At 68.7% G+C, this 19,392-nt stretch carries 15 protein-coding genes; 10 read left to right on the plus strand and 5 right to left on the minus strand.

The features are described from left to right. Positions 1-283 precede the first annotated feature (283 nt). From CSW62_RS02380 to CSW62_RS02410, 7 genes are all read left to right on the plus strand, one after another. The gene (locus CSW62_RS02380; RefSeq protein ID WP_233206591.1) at positions 284-1,516 is read left to right on the plus strand and encodes a type II toxin-antitoxin system HipA family toxin; all 1,233 of its coding nucleotides are present in this window, start codon (positions 284-286) and stop codon (positions 1,514-1,516) included. 499 nt (positions 1,517-2,015) lie between these two features. Beyond that, complete coding sequence (locus CSW62_RS02385; protein ID WP_099575612.1) at positions 2,016-4,247, plus strand: TonB-dependent receptor; 2,232 nt, start codon at positions 2,016-2,018, stop codon at positions 4,245-4,247. A gap of 24 nt (positions 4,248-4,271) precedes the next feature. Further along, entirely contained in the window at positions 4,272-5,237 is a 966-nt protein-coding gene (locus tag CSW62_RS02390) for an alpha/beta fold hydrolase (protein WP_099575613.1), read from the plus strand. 10 nt (positions 5,238-5,247) lie between these two features. Beyond that, complete coding sequence (locus tag CSW62_RS02395) at positions 5,248-6,600, plus strand: tetratricopeptide repeat protein (protein WP_099575614.1); 1,353 nt, start codon at positions 5,248-5,250, stop codon at positions 6,598-6,600. Continuing rightward, positions 6,597-9,143, plus strand: coding sequence for an ABC transporter substrate-binding protein (locus CSW62_RS02400; RefSeq protein WP_099582142.1), 2,547 nt, complete (start codon positions 6,597-6,599; stop codon positions 9,141-9,143). Before CSW62_RS02395 ends, CSW62_RS02400 begins: the two co-directional genes overlap by 4 nt. Beyond that, on the plus strand, positions 9,140-9,964 hold the full coding sequence (locus CSW62_RS02405; protein ID WP_099575615.1) for an ABC transporter permease: 825 nt from the start codon (positions 9,140-9,142) through the stop codon (positions 9,962-9,964). Before CSW62_RS02400 ends, CSW62_RS02405 begins: the two co-directional genes overlap by 4 nt. Beyond that, the gene (locus CSW62_RS02410) at positions 9,965-11,554 is read left to right on the plus strand and encodes an ABC transporter ATP-binding protein (RefSeq protein ID WP_099575616.1); all 1,590 of its coding nucleotides are present in this window, start codon (positions 9,965-9,967) and stop codon (positions 11,552-11,554) included. Here the strand turns inward: CSW62_RS02410 and CSW62_RS02415 are convergent. Further along, entirely contained in the window at positions 11,551-12,540 is a 990-nt protein-coding gene (locus CSW62_RS02415; RefSeq protein ID WP_099582143.1) for a P1 family peptidase, read from the minus strand. The genes CSW62_RS02410 and CSW62_RS02415 overlap by 4 nt on opposite strands. Before the next feature lie 68 nt (positions 12,541-12,608). Here CSW62_RS02415 and CSW62_RS02420 point away from each other — a divergent pair, with 68 nt between their 5' ends. Continuing rightward, entirely contained in the window at positions 12,609-14,015 is a 1,407-nt protein-coding gene (locus CSW62_RS02420) for an amidase (protein WP_099575617.1), read from the plus strand. 21 nt (positions 14,016-14,036) lie between these two features. On the opposite strand, the gene CSW62_RS26735 is transcribed toward CSW62_RS02420, so the two are convergent. The 4 genes from CSW62_RS26735 to CSW62_RS02440 all read right to left on the minus strand — a co-directional run bounded on the left by CSW62_RS26735 (position 14,037) and on the right by CSW62_RS02440 (position 17,557). Next, a complete protein-coding gene (locus CSW62_RS26735) occupies positions 14,037-15,902 on the minus strand; it encodes a cytochrome c biogenesis protein DipZ (protein WP_099575618.1) in 1,866 nt (621 codons plus the stop codon). Between the two features lie 12 nt (positions 15,903-15,914). Continuing rightward, entirely contained in the window at positions 15,915-16,391 is a 477-nt protein-coding gene (gene msrB / locus CSW62_RS02430) for a peptide-methionine (R)-S-oxide reductase MsrB (protein WP_099575619.1), read from the minus strand. A 107-nt stretch (positions 16,392-16,498) separates the two neighbouring features. After that, positions 16,499-16,819: a cytochrome c gene (locus CSW62_RS02435; RefSeq protein ID WP_099575620.1), complete on the minus strand. Its 321-nt coding sequence runs from the start codon at positions 16,817-16,819 to the stop codon at positions 16,499-16,501. Between the two features lie 105 nt (positions 16,820-16,924). After that, positions 16,925-17,557 (minus strand): DUF2306 domain-containing protein, encoded by a 633-nt coding sequence (locus tag CSW62_RS02440; RefSeq protein WP_233206592.1) that lies wholly within the window; start codon positions 17,555-17,557, stop codon positions 16,925-16,927. 85 nt (positions 17,558-17,642) lie between these two features. On the opposite strand from CSW62_RS02440, the gene CSW62_RS02445 reads away from it, so the two are divergent. Then, entirely contained in the window at positions 17,643-18,437 is a 795-nt protein-coding gene (locus tag CSW62_RS02445) for a LytTR family DNA-binding domain-containing protein (protein WP_233206593.1), read from the plus strand. 160 nt (positions 18,438-18,597) lie between these two features. After that, entirely contained in the window at positions 18,598-19,389 is a 792-nt protein-coding gene (locus CSW62_RS02450) for an ABC transporter permease (RefSeq protein ID WP_099575622.1), read from the plus strand. Positions 19,390-19,392: the final 3 nt, after the last annotated feature.

Consider the following 19,392-nt stretch of genomic DNA (forward strand, 5'->3'; position numbering starts at 1 on the left):
GAGCCCGCCGTATCGGCCTGCAGCTAACGCAGCGCGCGGCTTCGGAACGCGCGGGCGTGGCTTATCGGACCTGGCGGAGGTTGGAAGCCGACGGCTCTGCTTCGATCGAAGACATGATCAGGGCCTCGTTAGCTTTGCGCTGTGAAGTGCCTATTGATGAGCTGTTCCCGCCAACAGTGGCCCAGAGTCTGGATGAGCTTTTGGCGCAGCAAGCTAAAGCCAAGGCGGCGCCAAAGCGCGTTCGAAAGGCGAGACAATCGTGAAGCTTCCCAGAGGGGCGCCGTTGCTGCTGGGGCTGCAGTTCTCGGACGCCGACGGCCCCACGCATGTTGGTCGAGTGGCTATGTCTGGCGGCCTCGCGCAGCTTGAATGGTCCAGCGATGTGGTTCGGGCGCAACTCCCTGTCGATCCCATCCTCTATCCGCCCGAGCCCGGCCTTGTTGCCGCGCGGGGGCGCAAGTTTGAGGGGCTCCACGGCTTTCTAGCGGATAGCTTACCAGAGGGCTGGGGGCGGCTGCTGATGCGCCGGCGACTCGCGGGGCTGGATTACGACATCGAGGATCTGACCCCGCTAGAGCGTCTGTCGCTCGTGGGGTCTCAAGGTCGCGGTGCGCTAGTGTTCCAACCGGAGACCACGCCCGCGAATGAGTTCGATGCCCTCGACTTGGACGAGCTTGCCGCAGCTTCGGCCGAGATCCTCAACGGTGAGGAGGCCGCACTTGAGTCCACACTAGCCGACCTAGCTGGAGCGTCGGGTGGAGCGCGACCGAAAATCCATGTCGGCTTCGATGGAGCGGGGCGCATCTCTGTAAGCCATGGCGAACCCGCCAGTGGGCACGAGGCTTGGATCGTAAAGTTTCGTGCGACGAATGACCCAGTAGATATTGGCCCCATCGAGGCTGCCTACGCCGCCATGGCGGTAGCGGCCGGACTGGAAGTCAGCGAATACCGACTGCTTTCGGCCCAGCAAGGCCCGGGCTACTTTTCTACACGCCGCTTCGACCGCCCAAGGCCTGGCGCGCGGCTGCACATGGTGTCCTTGGCTGGAGCGATCGAGGCCGAACCCTCGGCGCCGACAGTCAGCTACGACACATTCCTCCGGGCCACCCAGGCGATCACGCGGCATGCGGAAGATGTGAAGGCGGCGTACCGGCGAGCCGTCTTTAACGTGCTGGCCTCCAACCGGGACGATCATGCGCGTCAGCATAGTTATCTCATGGATGCGCAAGGTGTCTGGCGTTTGGCTCCCGCCTACGACCTGACCTTTTCTCGCGGCCCGGGAGGGGAGCACTACTTGGCTGTCGAGGGCGAGGGGCGAACGCCGACCCATGCGCATTTTGCGTCGCTCGGTGCGCGCCATGGTTTGAGCGCGGCTATCATCGACCAGATCGTTTCGCAGGCTCGGGAGGCTGTCGCCGGCTGGGATCGCTTCGCCACAGAAGCCGGCGTGGGGGGAGCTTCCCGTAGATCGATATCGTCGGTCCTGGCAGACGTAGATCGCTCGTTCCGATCCTAAAGGTCCGCAGACTAACGGGCTGGACTTAGAGAGAGTTTCTTGCTCATATTGGCTCGATCTTTCGGCGGGCGATATTTTCCCCAATTCTCCATACATGGAGAAAAATTACAGAGATCATTTAATTTACATTGATATCCGAGAAGTCTGTGAAAGAGATAGACTTGTCAGCAAACTACGAATCTGAGGGTCGGACGTTCGAATCGTTCCGGGCGCGCCATTTTCTCCCCGACATCGTTTGAAGGCGTTGCGGTCTCAATCATTGACCCGCTTTTTGCGCGTCGCCATCGTGGCGGTCGCGACTGGCTCGTCGGTGCTTGATGTCGTCCTCGGCGCATTCCCCTGGCCTCGCCTCCGATCGGATTTCCCCCGGTGTCGAGACGGCGGTTAGAGAAGCTTGGCCCGTAGGGAGGAAATCTTCCTTTCAATTCCCATTCAATAGGTAGGAATTATTCGGGCAAGACGACGCGTTTCTTTCCGCGTCGCCAAGGGGGATAGAGCGTTGATCAAGCGTCTTCTTATCGGAACCGCCGCGGGCGCCTTAGGCGCGGCTTTCGCGGGCGGGGCGTGGGCCCAGTCCGGCGTTCAGACGTCCGGCGACGCCGCAGTTGAGCAGGTGATCGTCACCGCTCAGCGTCGCGAGCAATCGGCCCAGGACGTCGGCGTGGCCCTGTCGGTGATCTCGGGCGAGCAGCTGGTCGCGCGCGGCGTCGCCACGGTTAACCAGTTGCAGTACGCTACGCCGAGCCTGGAGATCACGCCCCAGTTCGGAAGCGGTCAGCCCAGCTTCCGCCTGCGCGGCGTGGGCTTCGACGATTACGCCTCGAACAACTCCTCGACCGTCGGCGTCAGCGTCGACGAGGTGGCCTATCCGATCCAGGCCCAGACCCAAGGGTTGCTGTTCGATATCGCCCGCGTGGAAGTGCTGCGCGGCCCGCAGGGCACGCTGTACGGCCGCAACACCACCGGCGGCGCGATCAACTTCATCACCAACCGACCGACCAGCGCGTTGGCTGCCGGCGTGACCGCCGAATACGACAACAACGATGCGTTCAAGGCCGAGGGCTATGTGTCCGGTCCGCTCAGCGACACGCTCAGCGGTCGCGTGGCTTTCGTCACCGACCAGGGCGGCGGCTGGCAGAAGAACCGCGCCACGGGCCAGAAGCTGGGCGACAAGGACACCAGCTCGGTGCGCGGCCAACTGGCCTGGACGCCCAACGACAGGGCAGACTTCCTGCTCAGCATCCACGCCGGCTATGACAAGTCCGAGCCGACCGGACTCTATCTGTTCAATCCGCTGGGCTATAACGCCAGCCTGGCGACCATTCCGGCCGACGGCAGCCGCAAGAACACCGGCTGGGGCGGCTCGGCCGCCTTCGCGACGCTGACCGGCATCGCCGCCAACGCCAAGCCGTTCCACGACACCAAGAGCAGCGGAGCCTCGCTGCGGGCGCACGGCGAGACCGACGGCGTCGACCTGGTGTCGATCACGTCTTACGAAAAGCTGCACCGCAAGGAATACAACGACTGGGACGCCTCGCCCTACGCCTATGCCGGCACCTATTTCGACACCGACGCCAAGGTCTTCTCGCAGGAGCTGCGCGCCTCGTCGAAGACCGAGGGCCCGCTGCAATGGCTGGTCGGCGGCTACTATTCGCGCGAGACCATCAATGAGGCCTTCTATTCCGACTTCTACCAGTCGCTGCTGTTCGACACCCGCACGACCTACAGCCAGAAGGTCCGCTCGGCCTCGCTGTTTGGCCAGGTGGAATACGCGCTTAGCGATAGGCTGAAACTGGTGGCTGGCCTGCGCGGAGAAGACGAGAAGCGCCAGCAGTTCGACTTCGTCACGGCCGGCGTCTTCGCCCCCGGCGCGCCGCCGACCAACTTCAGCCCGACCGACGACAAGTCGCTGAAGAACAAGTCAGTGACCGGCAAGCTGGCTCTCGAGTACAGGCCGGTCGACGGCGTGCTGCTGTATGCCAGCGTCAGCAAGGGCACGAAGTCGGGCGGCTTCACGTCGTACAATCGTGGGGACGCCGCAGCCGTCGACGGCTTCAAGCCCGAGACCCTGTGGGCCTACGAGACCGGCTTCAAGTCCAGCTTCGCGGCCAACACGGTCCAGCTGAACGGCTCGATCTTCTACTACGACTACAAGAACCAGCAGATCCAGTCGGCGATCTACGACATCAACAACGGCCCGATCGGCGCCATCGTCAACGCTCAGAAGTCGCACCTGTACGGCGGCGAGCTGGAGCTGACCTGGCGTCCCGTTCCGGCCCTGCGGATCGGCCAGTCGCTGGGCTACAAGGCCGGCAAGTTCGACAAGTACCTGAACGACTTGGACATCCCCGCCAGCGTCGCGGCCAAGCGCGCTGTCTTTATTGACCGCACCGGCGCCAAGGTCGGCTTCCCGCCGCTCAGCTACGGCGGCGACATCGCCTACACCTGGGCGGTCGGCGACTTCGAGGTCGAGGCGCAAGGCAACTATGCCTTCCACGACAAGACCAAGCCGTTGCTGCTAGGCGCGCGCTACGACGTCGACAGCTACTGGCTGGCCAACGCCAGCGTGACGGTGTCGCCGGCCAAGGGGCCTTGGGCGCTGACCGCATTCGCGCGCAACGTCTTCAACACCAGGTACGACCTGACGCGGAACTTCTTCCTGCCGCTGATCGACATCGCCGCGCCCGGCCAGCCGGCGACCTATGGCCTTCGCGCCCAGTATCGCTTCTAGTCACGACCGTCGGGGAGACCGCCCATGTTGAAGACCCTGTTGCTGATCCTGGGCGGCCTCCTGGCCGTGATCGTGCTGGCCGGCTTTGTCGGCTGGCTGCTGCTGCGCGGCCCCGACATCCCCTATGAGAAACTCGAGGCCGAGTACGCCAGCAAGGCTTCGCACTATGCCGACCTGCCCGGCGGCGTTCGCCTGCACTACAAGGACGAGGGCAAGGCCGACGGGAAGCTGCTGGTGCTGGTCCACGGCTTTGGCGACTCCCACTTCTCGTGGGAGGGCTGGGTCGCGCGGCTCTCCGATCGCTATCGGATCATCACCGTCGACCTGCCGGGCCACGGCCTGACCCGGGCGCCCGTGGGCTACGTCGCGTCGGCCGACGGCTTCGCCGACCTGATCGAGGCCCTGGCCGCGAAGGAGAACCTTCCCAAGTTCGCCATCGCCGGAAACTCGATGGGCGGCGGCGTGGCCTGGCAGGTTGCCGTGCGCCATCCGGAACGCCTGAACGGCCTCGTCCTGGTCGACGCCGCCGGCTGGCCGGCGCAGACCCTGAAGAAGCCGCCCTTGGCCTTCAAGTTGCTGAAGTATTCGTGGGGCCGCGCCTTCCTGCGCTCGATCGACAACAAACCGCTGATCCGCTCGGGCCTGCGCGGCGAGGTCGGCGATCCGGCCGTGATCACCGACGCGTTCATCGATCGCTGGGCCGAGCTGCAGCGCGCCCCGGGTCACCGCGCCATCCTCATGTCGATCCAGCCCGGCAAGCACAGCCAGGCGACCCGCGAGGTTCTCTCCACGATCAAGGTCCCGACCCTGGTGCTGTGGGGCGAGATCGATCCGTTGATCGAGGTGGCCAGCGCCCACAAGTTCGCCGAGGCCATCCCGGGCGCCAAGCTGATCGTCTATCCGAAGGTCGGGCACCTGCCGCAGGTCGAGATCCCGCAGCGTTCGGCTGACGATACGGCCGCCTTCCTCGCCGAGGCTGGCGTCCGCTAGAGTACCCCCTATGCGTACCGACTATCTCGGCAACCCGGTCAGCCCGACACCAGACGCCGCCCTGGCGGCGGTGGACGGCTTCGTCGACGGCTTCCTCAGCTATGAGACCCGGGCGGCCGAAGTGATCGGGGCCGCCGAGGCCTATCCGGACTGCGCCCTGCTGAACGCCTATGCCGCGACGCTGTGGCTGCTGCTGGAGGCGCCGGAGGCCGCCGAACGCGCCGCGCCGTATCTCGCTCGAGCTCGGGCGGCGGCTGGTCAGGCCCACCCGCGTGAACAGGCCTTCGTCGAGTTCGTCACGGCCTGGTCGGCGGACGACATTCCCGGCGCCTTAGGCGTCGCCGACGCGATCCTGGCGGCGTGGCCGCGCGATCTGCTGGTGCTGAAGCTTCGGCAGTATCACGACTTCAACCGCGGCGACTTCCCGGCCATGCTGCGGGCGGCCAGCGCCGTCCTCCCGGCCGCCGAGGACGTGGCCCAGCTGCACGGCATGTTGGCCTTCGCCTACGAGCAGTGCCACCTGCTGGACGAGGCCGAGGCCGCCGCGCGACGCGCGCTGACCCTCAAGCGCAAGGAGCCGTGGGCCCAGCACGCTCTGGCCCATGTGATGCTGACCCAGGGCCGCATTGCCGAGGGCGTCGCGTTCCTGGAAGTCGTCCGCGACACCTGGACGGGCCTGAACTCGTTCATGGACACGCATCTGTGGTGGCATCTGGCGCTGTTCTATCTCAGCCAGGGCCGGTTCGACGCCGCCATGGCCGCCTATGACGACCACTGCTGGGCGCAGGCCAAGGACTACTCCCAGGATCAGGTCGGGGCCGTGTCGCTGCTGGCCCGGCTGGAGCTGGCTGGCGTGGATGTGGGCGAGCGCTGGAGCGATCTCGCCGATCACCTGTTCGTCCGCGCCCAAGATGTGGTCCAGCCGTTCCTGACCCTGCAATATCTCTACGGCCTGGCCCGGGCGGGCCGGCCCGAGGCAGGCGCCTTGCTGGCCGCCGTGCGTCGCGCGGCGCTGGAGGCGCCCGACTTCGTCCGCGAGACCTGGCGCGAGGTCGCCCTGCCGGCGGCGGAGGGTCTGGTCGCCTACGCGCGGGGCGACTATCCGGCGGCCTTGCGTGGCCTGCGCGCCGCCCTGCCGCGCCTGGCCGAGATCGGCGGCAGCCACGCCCAGCGGGATCTCTTCGAGCAACTGATCCTGGACGCCCTGATCCGCGCCGACCGGCTGTCGGAAGCCCAGCAGACGCTGGAGCTGCGGCGCGGCTTCGATCCCGACGGCGTCCCGCTCAATCGCGCCCTGGCGAGAGTCTACGACCGCCTGTGCCTGCCCGCCGAGGCCGCCAAGGCCCGGGCGCGCATCGCGTGAAGCTCCGCGCCCTTCTCGGTCTGGTGGCCGCCTGCCTGCTGGCGTTCGCGCCCGTCGCCCACGCCGCGCCCAAGGACACCCTGACCGTCGCGCTGCAGTTGGAGCCGCCCCACCTCGATCCCACGTCCGGCGCGGCGGTGGCGACCGACGAGGTGGTCTACCGCAACATCTTCGAAGGCCTTGTCCGCCTGGACGCCCAAGGGGCGGTCAGGCCGCTGTTGGCGACCTGGTGGGAGGTTTCGCCCGACGGCCTGACCTACACCTTCCATCTTCGAGAGGGCGTGCGCTTCCAGGACGGGACGCCGTTCGACGCCGGCATCGTCAAGTTCAGCCTGGAGCGCGCCCTTGGTCCGGCCTCGACCAATGTCCAGAAGCAGGCGCTGAGCGTCATCCGGCAGGTCGAGGTTATCGATCCGCGCACGGCGCGCCTGCATCTCTCCAAGCCCGACAGCAACCTGGTCTACACCCTGGCCTGGGGCGACAGCGTGATGGTCTCGCCGAAGTCGGCGGCGGGCCTGGCCACCACGCCGGTCGGCACCGGCCCGTTCAGGTTCGCCGGCTGGCGGCGCGGCGACGCCGTGAGCCTGGTCCGCAACGACGGCTATTGGGGCCAGCCCGCCAAGCTGCGTCAGGTGAGATTCAAGTTCATCGCCGATCCGGCGGGGGCCTATGCGGCGATCAAGACCCACGAGATCGACGCCTTCCCCGACTATCCGGCTCCGGAGAACTTGGCCCAACTGCGCGCCGATCCGGCCCTCAAGGTGATCACCGCCCCCAGCGAGGGCGAGGTGATCCTGGGCGTCAACAACCGTGCCGGCCCGCTGGCCGACGTGCGGGTGCGTCGCGCCCTGCAATACGCCCTGGACCGCCGGGCGATCATCGACGGGGCGATGTACGGCTATGGGACGCCGATCGGCAGCCACTTCCCGCCGCAGAATGCCGCCTATGTCGACCTGACCGGCCTCTATCCGCACGACGTCGCCAAGGCCAAGGCGTTGCTGGCGCAGGCCGGCTATCCCAACGGCCTGGACCTGACCCTGAAGCTGCCGCCGCCCAACTACGCCCGCCGTAGCGGCGAGATCGTCGCCGCCCAGCTGGTCCAGGCCGGCGTGCGGGTGAAGATCCAGAATATCGAGTGGGCCCAATGGCTGGACCAGGTCTATGGCCGCCACGCGTTCGACCTGACCATCGTCAGCCATGCGGAGCCGATGGACTACGCCATCTATGACAAGGCCGGCTATTATTTCGGCTATCACAGCGAGGCTTTCCACGGGCTGATGGAAGCCCTGACGGGCGCGACCGACGAGCGCCAGCGGGCGGCGATCCTGGGCCAGATCCAGCGCCGGATCGCCGATGACGCGGTGAACGGCTTTCTCTTTCAGTTCCCGCACCTGGGCGTGTTTGACGCACGCCTGAAGGACGTCTGGGTCAATTCGCCGACCCAGACCCTCGACCTGCACACGGCGGCGTTCGATGGCGCCGACGGGGCGGAGGCTATCACGAGCGGCAAGGCCGGTCCGGCCGGCGCCATCGTCACCGTGGTCCTGGCGCTCGCCGCGGTCGCTGGCCTGGCCTTGCTGGCCGTGCGCTTCGGAGCGGCCTATCTGGGCGGTCGGGCGATGGTGATGGTCCTGACCCTGCTGGCCGCCAGCGTCGTGGTCTTCGCCATCATCCAGGTCGTTCCGGGCGATCCGGCCGCCTACATGCTGGGGCTGAACGCCAGCCCAGAGGCCGTCGCCAATCTGCGCCAGCAGATGGGGCTGGAAGGTCCGGCGGCCCAGCGCTATCTCGCCTGGCTGCTGGGCATGCTGCACGGCGACCTGGGCGTCAGCTACACCTACCAGACCCCGGTCTCGGCTCTGGTCGCCGAGCGGATCGGCGTCTCGCTGCCTCTCGCCCTGCTGGCCCTGGCGCTGTCGGTCGCGGTCGGCGCGCCGATCGGCGCCCTGGCGGCGGCGCGGCGGGGCAGGGCGACCGACACGATGGTCATGGGCCTGACCCAGGTGGGCGTGGCCATTCCGAACTTCTGGTTCGCCGTACTGCTGGTCATGGTGTTCTCGATCGGCCTGCGCTGGGTGTCGGCCGGCGGCTTCCCCGGTTGGGACGCGGGCTTGATCCCGGCGCTGAAGGCCCTGGCCCTGCCGGCCATCGCCCTAGCCGCGCCGCAAGCCGCGATCATCGCCCGCGTCACCCGCTCGGCCCTGATCGACACCCTGGCCGAGGACTATATGCGCACTGCCCGCGCCAAGGGCCTGACGGCGAGCCAAGCGCTGTGGCGGCACGGCCTGCCCAACGCCTTGATCCCTCTGCTGACCATCCTCGGCCTGCAGTTCCCCTTTCTGCTGGCCGGCGGGGTGATCATCGAGAACGTCTTCTTCCTGCCAGGGCTTGGACGCCTCGTCCTGCAAGCCATCACCCAGCGCGACCTGATCGTGGTGCAGGGCGTGGTCATGCTGCTGGTCTTCGCCGTGGTGGCCACCACCTTCCTGGTCGACGTGGCCTATGTGCTGGTCGATCCCCGCCTGCGGAGGCGCGGATCATGAGCCGCGCCCGCCTTTCGCCTACGCTGATGGTCGGCGGCGTGATCAGCATCGCCTTCGTGGCCGCCGCGTTGGTGTCGCTGGTGTGGACGCCCTATGACGCGGCCAGCTTCGACATCGGCCACCGCCTGCAAAGCCCCACCGCCGCCCACTGGCTGGGGCTGGATCACTTTGGCCGCGACGTCGCTTCGATGATCCTGCTGGGCGCGCGCAACGCCCTGTCGGTTTCGCTGGTGGCCGTGCTGTTGGGCGCGGGCGTCGGCGTGCCGCTGGGCCTGCTGGCTGCCGCCCGCCGGGGCGTCGTCGATGAGCTGGTCATGCGCGCCTCGGACGTGGTCTTCGCGTTCCCGGCCCTGATCCTGGCGATCCTGATCACCGCCGTCCTGGGTCCGGGCGCGATCAACGCCGTCATCGCCATCGGCGTTTTCAACGTGCCCGTGTTCGCCCGCCTGACCCGAGGCTCGGCGCTCACTCTTTGGACCCGCGACTACGTCCTGGCCGCCCGCGCGGCCGGCAAGGGGGTGACGCGGATCTCGCTGGAGCACATCGCGCCTGGATTGCTCAGTGTGCTGATCGTACAGGCGACGCTGCAGTTCTCGCTGGGCGTCATCGCCGAGGCGGGGCTCTCCTATGTCGGTCTCGGCGTCCAGCCGCCGGCCGCCAGCTGGGGCAAGATGCTGGCCGACGCCCAGACCCTGGTCTCGGTCGCGCCGCTGCAGGCGATCTTCCCCGGCCTGGCCATCGTCATCACCGTGCTGGGCCTGAACCTGCTGGGCGACGGCCTGCGCGACCGACTGGACCCGCGCCTGGACGAGGAGCGCTAGGTGGCCCTGCTCGAGATCCACGACCTAAAGCTGACGCTGGGCGACCAGCCGATCCTTCGCGGCCTGTCGCTGACGCTGGAGGCCGGCCAGGTGCTGGGCATTGTCGGCGAGTCCGGCTCCGGCAAGTCGCTGACGGCCCTGTCGATCCTGGGCCTGCCGCCGCGTGGGGCGCGGGTCGAGGGCGCGATCCGCTTCGAGGACCGCGACCTCGTCGGCCTGCCCGACGACGAACTGTCCCGCCTGCGCGGCGACCGCATCGGCATGGTGTTCCAGGAGCCGATGACGTCGCTCAACCCTGTGATGACCATCGGCGCTCAGGTGGCGGAGGTCGTGCGCCTGCACCGCAAGGCCTCGCGTGCAGAAGCCATCGCCGCCGCCCGCGAGACGTTGGACCGCGTGGGCCTCGCCGACATCCCCCTGACGCGCTATCCGCACGAGCTGTCCGGCGGCCAGCGCCAGCGGGTCGCCATCGCCATCGCCGTCGTGCTGTCGCCCCGCCTGCTGATCGCCGACGAGCCGACCACGGCGCTGGACGTCACAACCCAGGCCGAGATCCTCAAGCTGCTGCGCCACCTGGTGCGCGAGGACGGCGCGGCCCTGATCCTGATCAGCCACGACCTGGCCCTGGTCGCCGAGGCCGCCGACCATGTGGCGGTGATGAAGGACGGCGAGATCGTCGAGCAAGGCGAGACTGGCGCCGTCTTCAAGGCCCTGGCCCATCCCTATACCCGCGCCCTGGCCGCCGACGCCGAGCGCCTGCCGGTCAGGACACGCACGCCGGACGCCCAGGCCGCGCCGATCCTGGAGGCGCGTGGCGTGGTCCGCGACTATACTGGTCCGCGCCGCTTCCTTCGCGCCGGGCCGCCGGTGCGCGTGCTGAGGGGCGTCTCGCTGGAGATCCGTCCGGGCGAGATCGTCGGCCTGGTCGGCGAGTCCGGCAGCGGCAAGTCGACCCTGCTGCGCGCCCTTCTGGCCCTGGATCCGGTCCAGGGCGGCGAGGTGCGGCTGGCTGGGGAGCCCTTCACACCCGCCTCGCCGCGCCGCCGTCGACGCGCCATCCAGCTGGTTTTCCAGGATCCGAATGGCAGTCTCGATCCGCGCTGGACGGTCGAGCGGCTGGTGGCCGAACCGCTGCACCTGCTGGACGTCAAGCTCTCCCCAACCGAACGCCGGGCCAAGGTCGAGGCCATGCTGGCCAAGGTCGGGCTGGCGGCCGAGGCCGCCGACCGCTATCCGCACCAGTTCAGCGGCGGCCAACGCCAGCGCATCGCCATCGCCCGCGCCCTGATCGTCGAGCCCGACGTCATCGCCCTGGACGAGGCGGTCTCGGCCCTGGACGTCACTGTCCGGGCAGAGGTGCTGGATCTTTTGGCGCGGCTCTCCGACGACCTGGGCGTGGCCTATCTGTTGGTGACCCACGACATGGGGGTGGTGCGCGGCCTGACCGACCGGGTGTTGGTCATGCGCGAGGGACAGATCGTCGAGGCTGGACCGACCGCCGAGGTCTTCGCCGCGCCAAAACATCCGTACACGGCGCAATTGATCGCCGCGACGCCGAATCTTGCCCGAGCGCTGGCCGCTCTCGGCTAGCCGCGCGCCGCGTAGACGCCTCGGGCGATGGCCCGCGCCAGGCAGTCGCCGGCGGCCGAGCCGAGGCGGGCGATGTGGCGCAGGCGGCCGGTTTCGCCCAGGTCGACGGCGCCCGAAGCGACCGCGAAGACCACGTCGCCGTCGAACGGCGTGTGGGCCGGACGCACCGCCCGTGACAGGCCATCCTGAGCCATCATCGCCAGGCGCTTGCACTCGGCGGCGGTGAGCGCCGCATTGACGGCGACCACGGCCAAGGTGGTGTTGGCGCCTTGCGTCAGCCGTCCCTGGCCGGCCAGGCGGGAGTCATCCGGCATCGGCTCGACCGCTCCGGCCGGCCCCGTGGGAATGCGCCCCCCGAACTCGCCGTCGATCTCGAACGGCCAGGCCCAGAAGGTCTCGCCGTCCGGCATGAACACCGAACCGACCGGATTCACCGCCGCCAGGGCGCCGACGATCAAGCCGTCGCCCAGGTCCAGGGACGCGGAGCCGAGCCCGCCTGGAACCAGGCCCGCCCGCGCGCCGCGTCCCGCCCCGACCGCGCCGAGCGCGAAGGTCGCGTCGGCCGCGGCCAAGGCTTCCTGGCCCAGGCGGCGGTACGGCGGCTCGAGCCCCCAGTCCTTGTCGCCGCCATTGCCCAGGTCGTACAGCACGGCGCCGGCCACGATCGGCGCTCTCGGCGCGCCGGGGCTGACCGGAAAGCCTTCCCCCGCTTGCGACAGAGCAGCCACGACACCGTCGGCCGCGCCCAGGCCGAAGACCGAGCCGCCGCTCAGCGTCAGGCCGTGCAGGCGCGCATAGCCATTCTCGGGCGACAGGGTTTCGGTCTCGCGCACGCCCGGCCCGCCGCCGCGCACGTCGACGCCGGCGCCCCAGCCGCCTGGGAAGCGCACGACGGTCACGCCGCTGCGCACCGCCTCGTCCGTGGCGTTGCCGACCGTCAGGCCGGGCACATCGGTGAGCAGATTGCGCGGACCAGGTCGAAGCAAGGCGATGTCCTTCCAGGGATTCGTGGGCACTCTAGCGAAGCCGCCCATGCTGAGCCTAGTCTTCCTGCATGAGCGAGCTTCCCGACCTGACCGCGACCGAACTCTCCCGGCTCTACGGCGAGGGCGGCGCGTCGCCGGTCGAGGTCACCCAAGCCGTGCTGGCGCGGATCGAAGCCTGTGAGCCGGACCTGGCCGCGACCTGGGCTCTGGACGCCGAGACAGCGCTCAATGCGGCCCGCGCGTCCGAGGGCCGCTGGCGGCGCGGAGAGGCGCTGGGGCCGCTGGACGGCGCGCCCGTCACGATCAAGGAACTGATCGCCACCCAGGGCGTGCCCAAGCCAATCGGCTCGGCCGCATCCGATCTTGTCCCCGAGCCGGTCGACGCCCCGCCCGCCGCCCGACTGCGCGAGGCCGGCGCGGTGATCCTGGCCAAGACCACCAACCCAGACTTCGGCATGCTGTCGTCGGGCCTGTCGAGCTTCCACGCCCTGTCGCGCAATCCGTGGGACCTGGCCAAGACGCCGGGCGGTTCTAGCGCGGGGGCGGGATCGGCGGCCGCCGCGGGCTATGGACCGCTGCACATCGGCACCGACATTGGCGGCTCCATTCGCCTGCCTGCCGGCTGGTGTGGGATCTTCGGCTTCAAGCCCAGCAACGGCCGCATCCCGATCGACCCGCCCTATATCGGCCGCTGCGCCGGCCCGATGACCCGCACGGTCGAAGACGCGGCCCTGGCCATGAGCGTGCTCTCCGCGCCGGATGAGCGGGACCATATGAGCCTCCCGCCGGCGTTGATCACCTGGGACGACCTCGATCTCGACCTGAAGGGCCTGCGGATCGGCCTGATGCTGGACGCCGGCGTCGGCCTGCCCGTCGAGCCCGAGGTCGCCGAGGCGGTGACCGCCGCCGCCCGGGCCTTAGAGGCGGCCGGAGCGATCGTCGAGCCGTTCGCGCCGTACCTCACCCGCGAGATGCTGGACGGCCTGGATCTCTTCTGGCGCACGCGGTCGCTGAGCGATCTCGACGCCCTACCGCCGGAGCGGGTCGAGCGCTGCCTGCCCTACATCCTCGACTGGGCGCGCGCGGCGCGCGGGGCCGACGGGCTGTCGGTCTATCGCGGCTTCAACCAGATCCAGCGCATGCGCGAAGCCGGCGCCAAGGCCTTCCAGCCGTTCGACTTCCTGCTCTCTCCCTCCGCGCCCATGCCGGCCTTCGATGCGCACCTACCGTCGCCGACCGACGACCCGGCCCGGCCGTTCGAGCACATCGGCTTCACCGTCGCCTTCAACATGACCGAGCAACCCGCAGCCTCGATCAACTGCGGCTATACCGCTGAGGGCCTGCCGATCGGGATGCAGATCGTCGGGCGACGCTTCGACGACCTGGGCGTCCTGCGACTGTCGCGCGCCTATGAGCGGCTGCGGCCGGTTCAGAGGCCCTGGCCGTCCAGGCCGTTCCACGACAGCCGAGGCTAAAGCTCAGGCGGCGGTTCTCCGTCAGCCGAACGTGAAGGCGTAGGCCTGGGCGCCGGCGTCGAGGAACTGGATCTCGAAGGTGCGGTCGCCGATCGCGCCCTTCTGCCGGATCAACTGATAGAGCCGCTGGCCGGTGATCACGCCATTGCCCTCCGCGTCGGTGTCCATGCCATGATCGGCGCCGGGCGGCTTGCCGTCTATCGTGACCCGGTAACGGACCTTGGCGCCATTGGCCGCCGGACCCAGCACCAGGTGCAGGTCGCGCGCGCGGAAGCGGTAGGCGATCTTGCCGCCGGGCGCTTTCAGGCCGGCCTGCTCGGCGCCGATGGTCCAGTCGCCGGCCAGGCCCCAGGCATTGAGCTTCAGTGGCCCAGCCAGCGCGTAGACGTGCCGGGCGTCGCGCACGGCGCCGCCGGCCGAGGCGAAGTTCTCGGCGCGGCCATAGCCGACATAGGTCTCGGGCGAGCCGACGTCCTTGCTGTTCGAGGCCGCCTGGGCGCCGGTGGCCTTGACCGCCACCAGGCCGCTTTCGATCTTGGCCTTGCCGGCCTCCGCCAGCAGTTGCTGGATCACCCGCTCGGACTGGTCGTAGCCGCCCTCGCCGAAGTGGTGGTGGCGCACCTGGCCGTTGGCGTCGATGAAATAGTGCGCCGGCCAGTACTGGTTCCCGAAGGCGCGCCAGATCGCGTAGTTGTTGTCGACCGCCACCGGGTAACCGATCTTCAGGTCGGCCACGGCCTTGCGGACGTTCTTGACGTCTTTCTCAAAGGCGAATTCCGGCGCGTGGACGCCGATCACCACCAGGCCCTGGTCCTTGTACTTCTCGGCCCAGGCGCGGACATAGGGGATCGCGCGCAGGCAGTTGATGCAGGAATAGGTCCAGAAGTCGACGACCACGACCTTGCCCTTCAGCTGGGCGGTGGTCAGGGGCGGGGAGTTCAGCCAGGTCACCGCGCCGTCCAGGGCGGGCGCGGCGCCTTCGACCGGCAGGGCTGTGCCCTGGCCGGGCTTGGCGCGCATCATCATCGCGCCGTCCGGAGCGCCATTGGCGGACATCATCGCGGGATTGGCGCTCATCATCGCCGGGTTGGCGGCCATCATGGCGGGGCTGCCGCTCATCGCGTCGCCGCTGGCGGGCAACAGGACCGACTCCTGCCGAGGATGCAGCTTGTTGACCAGGCCCTGCTCCAGCGCGGCCGTGCTGGTCTGCGAGACGCGGGTCAGGAAGCCGGTGTCGACGCCCAGGGCGATGGCCGCGACGGCGACCAGGATCACCGCGCCGACGCCGCGCCGGATCCACTCGCTGGCGCCGAGTGAGCGCTTCATGGCCGTGAAGACCTTGCCGCCGACCAGCAAGGCCAGGCCCAGCGAGGTCGCCGCGCCGGCCGCGAAGGCGACCAGCAGCAGGGTCGTCTGGGCGTTGGCGCCCTGCAGCGCCGCGCCGGTCAGGATCAGGCCTAGCACGGGGCCCGCGCACGGCGCCCAAAGCAGCCCTGTGGCGACGCCGAGCAGGGCGGAGGCGACGACGGTCGAGCCGCCGGCCGCCTCCTGTTCGTCAGCGCTCTGAGACAGCCGTCCGCCCAGGGCGACCAGCGGCCGGGTCAGGCGATCGGCCAGGCTCGGGACCAGCAGGGTCAGGCCGAAGAAGGCCATTAGCGCCGGGGCGACCCACCGGCCGTACTGGTTGACGTGCACGGCCCAACCGCCGCCGACCGCCGCCAGGGTGGCGACCAGGGCGAAGGTCACGGCCATGCCGGCCAGCATCGGCAGGCCGCTGCGCACGAACGGCTTGTCGGCTCGCGCGAACACGAACGGCAGGATCGGCAGGATGCACGGGCTGACAATGGTCAGCACCCCGCCCAGATAGGCCAGCAGGAAGAGGATCATTGGAATGGAGTCCTAGGCGGCCTTGAAGGTCAGGGCGACGCCGTTCATGCAGTAGCGCAGGCCCGTGGGCTTGGGACCGTCGTTGAACACGTGGCCCAGGTGACCGCCACAGCGTCGGCAGTGGATCTCCGTACCCCACAAGATGCTGCCGCCGGCGCTCTTGGCCGTGGCGTTGGGCAGGGACTGCCAGAAGCTGGGCCAGCCGGTGCCGCTGTCGAACTTGGTCGTCGACGAGAACAGCGGCAGGTCGCAGCCGCGGCAGCTGTACGTGCCCTTCTTGTAGTTCTTGTCGAGCGGGCTGGTGCCGGCGCGCTCCGTGCGGGCGTGGCGCAGGACCTCGTAGGCGTCCGGCGGCAGCATGCGCTTCCACTCGGCGTCGCTGCGGGTGACCTCGAACGTTTCGGCTCGCGCGCTGAAGCCGGCCAGGCCCAGGGCTGCGCCAAGGACCGAGAGGCCGCCGGTGGCCAGAAGGTGTCGTCGCGTCGTCATCGCAAATCTCCGTTTCGCCGCCCGTAATCAGATACGTCGCGGCGAGCGGAAAGGTTACGCGCCGATCGTTGATTTCGCCGCGTCTCATTTCGCGGGACGAAGGCCGCTCAGCCAGGCTTGCCGTACAGCTTGGTCAGATAGGCCTGGACTTGCTTGGCGTCGTCGTCGCTCAGCTCGGCGCCGTTGGCGCGCATGCGGTCGATGACGCTCGTCCATTCCTTGGCGGTGTGGCGGGCGTCGGTGACCATGCCCAGCTCGTGGCAGGACTGGCAGGCCTTGTCGACAATGGCCTTGCCGGGATCGACGCCCGCGTTCGCGGAAGGCGCGCTGGCCGGCGTGTCGGCGGTCGCCGCTGCGCCGGCGGCGGCAAATCCACAGGCCAGAGCCGCCCCGATCAGGAGCGCGTTTTTCAGAGACTTGCTGAACATGGTCTAACGGGTCTTCGCGTGATGGCTGCGCGGGACGGAGCGCCAGGTCCGCCCCCCGATCGCGCACCCGAGCATAGGACGATCGTCGCGCAAATCCATCGCGATTCACTGATGGTCCGACATGCGCCGCGCCTCATTCCGTAGCCACAGCTCGGCGACCAGCAGGTTGGGAACCCACGCCAGGAAAGAGATCGCGCGGTACCAGGGCAGGAACGGCAGGTCGAGGATCTGCACCGCCGGCAGGTAGAGCCGCAGGGTGACGGCGGCCAGCGTCAGCGCCCAGGAACGGATCATCCAGCGGCGGTGGTCGACGAAGCGCCGGTCCAGGGCCGCGCGCCAGCCCAACAGGGTGACGGCGATCCAGATCAAGGCCAGGCTTCCGAAGCCGGCGGTCGCGATTGGTCCGGCGAAGGACCCCGGCGCCAGGATCAGGCCGGCGACCCCGCCGACCAGGCAACCCAGCACATAGACGCGCCCGATCCAACGATGGCCGCCGATCTTGCGCAGGCCGGGCAGGAACTGCAGCGAGCCCAGCAACAGGGCAATGGCCGCGCCGGCAACGTGCACGACCAGCCAGGGAACCCCCAGCGGATTGCCCAAGGCTTCGGCCGAGGTGCGTGGCGGATGCAGAAGGTACCGCGCGGCATAGGCGACAATCCCGAGGCTCATGAGGGCGCCCAGGCTCCACAGGGCGCGGGCGGGCCAGCGGGGCGTCTTCGTCAGGGTCGTGGTGTTCACGGTCGGTCCTTCAGCGGTGTTCGCCGAACCTCGTTGCGGCGTGCGCGGCGTCTCGCTAGGCCTTGCTTCGCGAACGGCGCCAAGCTTGCGCGAACGGGACGGCATGGACGGGGAGGCGACGATTCAGCAGCGACAAGCCACCGCGCGGCGATGGGCGATCGATATCGCCCTGATGGCCGTGATCGGCCTGCTGATGGGCTTTCTGGGCCCCTTCGCCTCCGAGCGCGCGCCGATCGTCGGACGCTATGTCTACTGGATGATCTGCATGGTCGGCGGCGGGCTGATCGGCGTCGTGCTGGACGAACGGCTGGCGAGCCGCATGCCCGAGACCTGGCGACGCGTGGTGGTAGTCTCGGTGCTGATGGCGCCGCTGGTGTCGCTGCACGTGCTGGCCACCGAGCACCTCGTGATGGGCGGTCCGTTCGGCTGGGCGGGCTATGGACGGCTGCTCTGGCAAGTGTGGCCGATCTCGCTGGCGGTGATGGTCGTGCGGACCCTGGTCTGGCGACGCCTGCCGACGCGGGTCGAGACCCTGACCATCGTCGCCCCGCCGCTGCCCGAGGCCGAGGCGGCCTTCCGCAGAAGGCTCTCGGCCAGGCGACGCGGCGCGCGGCTGATCGCCGTCGAGGCCCACGACCACTATCTGAAGGTTCACACCGACGCCGGCGCGGAACTGATCACCCTGCGCTTCGCCGACGCCCTGGCCGAACTGGAACGCGCCCACGGCTGGCGCGTCCATCGCTCCTGGTGGGTGGCCGCCGAGGCGGTCGAGGCCGTCCGCTGGCGGCGCGGCGCCGGCGAGGTTCGTCTGGCGGGCGGCCTGGAGGCGCCGGTCAGCCGGACCTATGCGCCTATCCTGAAGGACGCTGGCTGGTTTTAGCCCCGGCGGACGGCAGCGCGATGGGGCCGGCTCAAGTCATTCGACTAAAGTTTTTACGCAACACAGGCTTCGTCAAGCTTCCAAAGCAATTGTCGGCGCGCGCCCGGCTCTGTAAGCAGGCCCCTTGCTGGTCGCCGTGAGGCGTTTTGGAAGGTCGCGAATGCCGAGTCCCTTGATGGCGGCGCTGAAGGATGTGGGAGACGGCGTTCGTCTCGCGCCCCTGTGGTGGCGGCTCGGCCTGGACCAGACGGCCTCGCGCTTCCAGAGGTCGATCCTGGGTCCGTTCTGGATGGCCTGCAACCTGCTGGTCGTCGCCTTCGCCCTGGCCTTCCTGGTCAGCGCCCTGATGGGCGTGGACATGTCGAAGAGCTATCCTCAGGTGGTCGCCGGCCTCTTGGCCTGGTCGCTGGTCGGCACCACGATCGCCGAGGCCCAGGCGATCTTCCTCTATAATTCCGGCCTGATGCAGAGCCAGCGCCTGCCGCTGACCTTCTACGTCTTCCTGCATGCGCAGAAGGCGGCGACGAACTTCCTGTTCCAGCTGATCGCCTTCTGGGCGGTGATGCTGGTCATCGGCCGGTTCGCCGTGCCGCACTGGACGCTGATCCCGGCCGTCGCGCTGATGCTGCTGGTCGTGTGTTTCCAGGGTTTCATCATCGCCATTCCGTCGACCCGCTTCCGCGACGTGGCCTACATGATGAGCTATGTCGTCCAGCTGCTGTTCTACGTGACGCCGGTGTTCTGGATGACGGCCAATGTCAGCGCCAAGCACCGCTGGGTGGTCGAGCTGAACCCGCTGGCTCACCAGGTCGAGCTGCTGCGCGCGCCGCTGACCGGCCATGCCCCCGCCACGATCGACTGGCTCTGGACGCTGGGGACGACCGGCGTCCTGGCGATAATCGCCCTCGCGCTGCTGGCCATGTTCCGCAAGCGCGTGGTCTTCTGGCTGTAGGAG

It is taken from the genome of Caulobacter sp. FWC2, assembly GCF_002742625.1.
Lineage (GTDB): Bacteria > Pseudomonadota > Alphaproteobacteria > Caulobacterales > Caulobacteraceae > Caulobacter.